Origin of the sequence: Actinotalea sp. (genome assembly GCF_035443605.1) — a bacterium.
Lineage (GTDB): Bacteria > Actinomycetota > Actinomycetes > Actinomycetales > Cellulomonadaceae > Actinotalea.
Genome location: NZ_DAORSQ010000176.1, coordinates 1 through 3,383, shown reverse-complemented (window position 1 = coordinate 3,383; position 3,383 = coordinate 1). Strand labels below are relative to the sequence as shown.

General features: G+C 75.6%; 4 protein-coding genes. 1 reads left to right on the top strand and 3 read right to left on the bottom strand.

Annotated elements, in window-relative coordinates; all coding sequences use genetic code 11:
* The coding region (locus PKY62_RS12790) for an NAD(P)/FAD-dependent oxidoreductase (RefSeq protein WP_324537551.1) at window positions 1-441 on the bottom strand (441 nt) is incomplete at its 3' end.
* A gap of 198 nt (window positions 442-639) precedes the next feature.
* Here PKY62_RS12790 and PKY62_RS12785 point away from each other — a divergent pair.
* Window positions 640-1,197, top strand: a complete 558-nt coding sequence (locus PKY62_RS12785) for a hypothetical protein (RefSeq protein WP_324537549.1) — start codon at window positions 640-642, stop codon at window positions 1,195-1,197.
* A 30-nt stretch (window positions 1,198-1,227) separates the two neighbouring features.
* On the opposite strand, the gene PKY62_RS12780 is transcribed toward PKY62_RS12785, so the two are convergent.
* Together PKY62_RS12780 and PKY62_RS12775 are read right to left on the bottom strand one after the other, a co-directional pair.
* A complete protein-coding gene (locus PKY62_RS12780; protein WP_324537547.1) occupies window positions 1,228-2,748 on the bottom strand; it encodes a sensor histidine kinase in 1,521 nt (506 codons plus the stop codon).
* Window positions 2,738-3,383 (bottom strand): response regulator transcription factor (locus PKY62_RS12775; protein ID WP_324537545.1); only part of this gene is annotated, 646 nt, incomplete at its 5' end. The genes PKY62_RS12775 and PKY62_RS12780, both read right to left, overlap by 11 nt.

Here is a 3,383-nt window from a genome sequence, read left to right as displayed (position 1 = left end):
GCCGTCGACCGCGCGCTTGATGACGTCCATGTCGCCGATCCGGCGCAGCACGTGCACGGAGGGCAGGTCGATCCCGGGCAGCCGGGGCCGCACCGGCTCCGAACCGGGGGTCAGGGCCAGGGCGTCGTAGGACTCGTCGTACTCCTCGCCGGTGTCCCTGACCTTGACGTGCACGGTCTTGGCTGCGCGGTCCACGCTGAGCACCTCGACGCCGTTGCGGACGTCGATGTCCAGCGACTCCCGCAGGCTGGCGGGGGTCTGGAGCATGAGGCGGTCGCGCTCCTTGATGGTCTCCCCGATGTGGTACGGCAGGCCGCAGTTGGCGAACGAGACGTGCCGTCCGCGCTCGAAGACGACGATCTCGGCGAACTCGTCGAGCCGGCGCGCGCGTGCCGCGATCGACATGCCTGCTGCCACTCCACCGACGACGACGATCTTCATGATGCGGGGGTCCTTACTCGTGGGATGTCTTGTGATCGAGGCTAGGGCGCGTCCGGCACGTGCGTCCGGGACTCAGGTCGCATACCCAGGGGGGTACGTCCAGCGGTGGGCTGCGACCTGCGTCCCTTCCGATGATCCTCCTCGCGGCGGCTGTCCGTGCGCGTTGCGGACACGTCCTTCCGATATACCCTAGGGGGTATGACTGCGCAACGATGGCGGGCCGAGCTGTCCGCGGCGGCGGGGACCCTGCGCACCTGGACGGCGCGCCGCTACGTCGTGGCCGCGGTGACCGCCGCGGTGACGGTGGTCGTGGTGGCCGTCCCGACGGCGATGATCCCCAACCCCGTCTTCGGCCGGGAGGTCGCGACGACGGCCTGGGCATGGCCGGTGCTGCTCGTCACCTCGGTGCTGTCGGGCCTGCTGTTCGCCACCTACGTGCGCGTGCCGGGCTCGACCGAGCCGGCGGGGGCGCAGGACGGCGACCTCGATGCCCTGGCCGCGGCGCAGAGCCGGACGGGTATGGCCGGCACCGTGCTGACGTTCCTCGCCGTGGGCTGCCCCGTGTGCAACAAGCTCGCCCTCATCGCCCTGGGGTACGCGGGTGCCCTGCAGTGGTTCGCACCGATCCAGCCGTGGCTCGGTGCCACGGGGATCCTGCTCGTGGGCTACGCCCTGGTGCGACGGCTGGCCACGGACGGTTCGTGCACCCTCCCCGCGGCGCGCGTGAGCGTCGGGGCGGGCGAGCAGGCGTCCTGACGCCCACGGACGGGCGCCCGGGCCGGGCGCTCAGCCCTGCACCAGCGGGAGACGCACGGTGACGGTCGTGCCGGCATCGGACGTCACCTCGACGCTGCCCCGGTGCGCGGTGACGATCTCCCGGACCACGGCGAGCCCCAGCCCCGAGCCGGGCACCCGTGCCCCCGGACCGCGCCAGTAGCGGTCGAGCGCCCGGGGCAGGTCGTCCTGCGCGATGCCGGGGCCGGAGTCCGCGACGACGAGCACGGCCTCGCCGCCCTGAGGGCTCAGCCGGACCGCGACGGTGTCACCGGCGCGGCAGTGCCGGGCGCAGTTGGCCAGCAGGTTGCCCACCACCTGGTGCATCCGGCCGGTGTCGGCCAGCACCGAGCACGGCGTCAGCGCAACGAGCCCGACCTCCACGCCGGCGGCGCGCAGCTCCGCGGCACGCGCCGCGAGCTCCGCCTCGACGATGCGGGCCAGGTCGGTGCGCCCGGCAGCCCAGCCGGCGACGGCGTCGTCCGCGCTCGCCAGGACCCCCAGGTCCTCGACCACCCGGCCCAGGCGCAGGGACTGGTCGTGCAGGCGGGACAGCGTCCCGGCGTCGGCCACGGCGAGCCCGTCCCGGAGCTCCTCCAGGCCGGCCTGCAGCGCGGTGAGGGGGGTGCGGAGCTCGTGCGCGACGTCGGCGGCCATCTGCCGGCGGGCCTGGGCGTTGCGCTCGACCGAGTCGGCGGCCTCGTTGAACCCACGGGCGAGGTCGCCGAGCTCGCCCGTGCCGCCCACGACGGCACGCACCCCACGGTCCCCCCGGGCGAACGCCCTGGCCACCGCGGTGAGCGAGGTCAGCGGCGCGGTCAACCAGCGCGTGACGAGCCACCCGGCCAGGACAGCGAGGCCGAGCGCGAGCGCGGCTGCCCCGACGATCCACGACCAGGCGATCTCCCGGCCGCGTGCCTCGGCGCGCGCGGCGGCGCCGGCGGAGGCGTTGCCCTGGTACCCGACCTGCACGCTGCCGACGACGGCGCCGTCGACCACCACGTCCGCGGTCGTCCCGCCGGCCCGCTCGGCGCCAGCGCCAGCGCCGGTGCCCCCGCCGCCACCGTCCCCGCTGCTGTCCTCGCTGCCGTCCTCGCTGCTGTCCTCGCCGGGGGCACCCTCGCCGGCGAGCACGGCGCCCGCGGCGTCGCGGATGCTCGCCCGCGCCCCGGCCTGCGCGGCGACGGCGATCGCCGGCGCAAGGTCGGCCTCGGCCCAGCCCCCGGCGGTCCGGTGGGCCAGCGCGGCGGCCTGGGCGGTGTCGGTCGCCACGGTCCACAGCCCGGCCTCCCTCGAGGCGGTGAGACCGCGGTCGACGGCCTGCTGGGCCGCCAGGGACAGCAGGCCGACGGCGACCAGGCTGACCAGCGAGAACGCCAGCACCAGGCGACGCCCGAGCGGACCCAGCCCGGCCCCGCGGGTGGGCCGGTCCGGTGGGCCCGCGGTCGGAGCGCCAGCGGTCGGTGCGACGGCGGGGGACGGGAAGGCCCTGCCCGTGCGCGTGTCGTCGGTGCCCGTGCCGTCAGTCGTCACGGGACCAGCCCAGCCGGTAGCCCACGCCGATGACCGTGGCGACGATCGCGGCGCCGTCCGGGCCGAGCTTGTGGCGCAGGTTCTTGACGTGCGAGTCGATGCTGCGCTCGTACCCGCTGAACTCGTAGCCGCGCACCCGGTTGACGAGCTCGAAGCGGGAGAAGACCCGACCGGACGTGCCGGCGAGCGTGGCAAGCACGCCCCACTCCGTGGCGGTGAGGTCCAGCGCCACGTCGTCGAGCCACGCCTGGTGCGCGGCGGCGTCGATCCTCAGCCGGCCGCCGCCGTAGGTGGGGACCGACTCGGGTGCGGCCGCCCCGGCGACCCGGGCGAGCACCGCGCCCACCCGCAGCACGACCTCGGCCGGGCTGAAGGGCTTGGTGACGTAGTCGTCAGCGCCGAGCGTCAGCCCGGTGATCCGATCCGGCAGGGTGCTGCGCGCGCTGAGCACGATCACCGGGACGGGGGGCCGCGCCGCGCGCGCGGCGAGCAGGACGTCCGTCCCGTCGATGTCGGGCAGCCCGAGGTCGAGCAGCACGAGGTCGACCTGCCCCACGGCGAGCAGCCGCAGTGCCTCCGCGCCCGCCCCGGTGGTCAGGACGGCGTGCTGGGCGCGCTCGAGGTAGCGGCGCAGG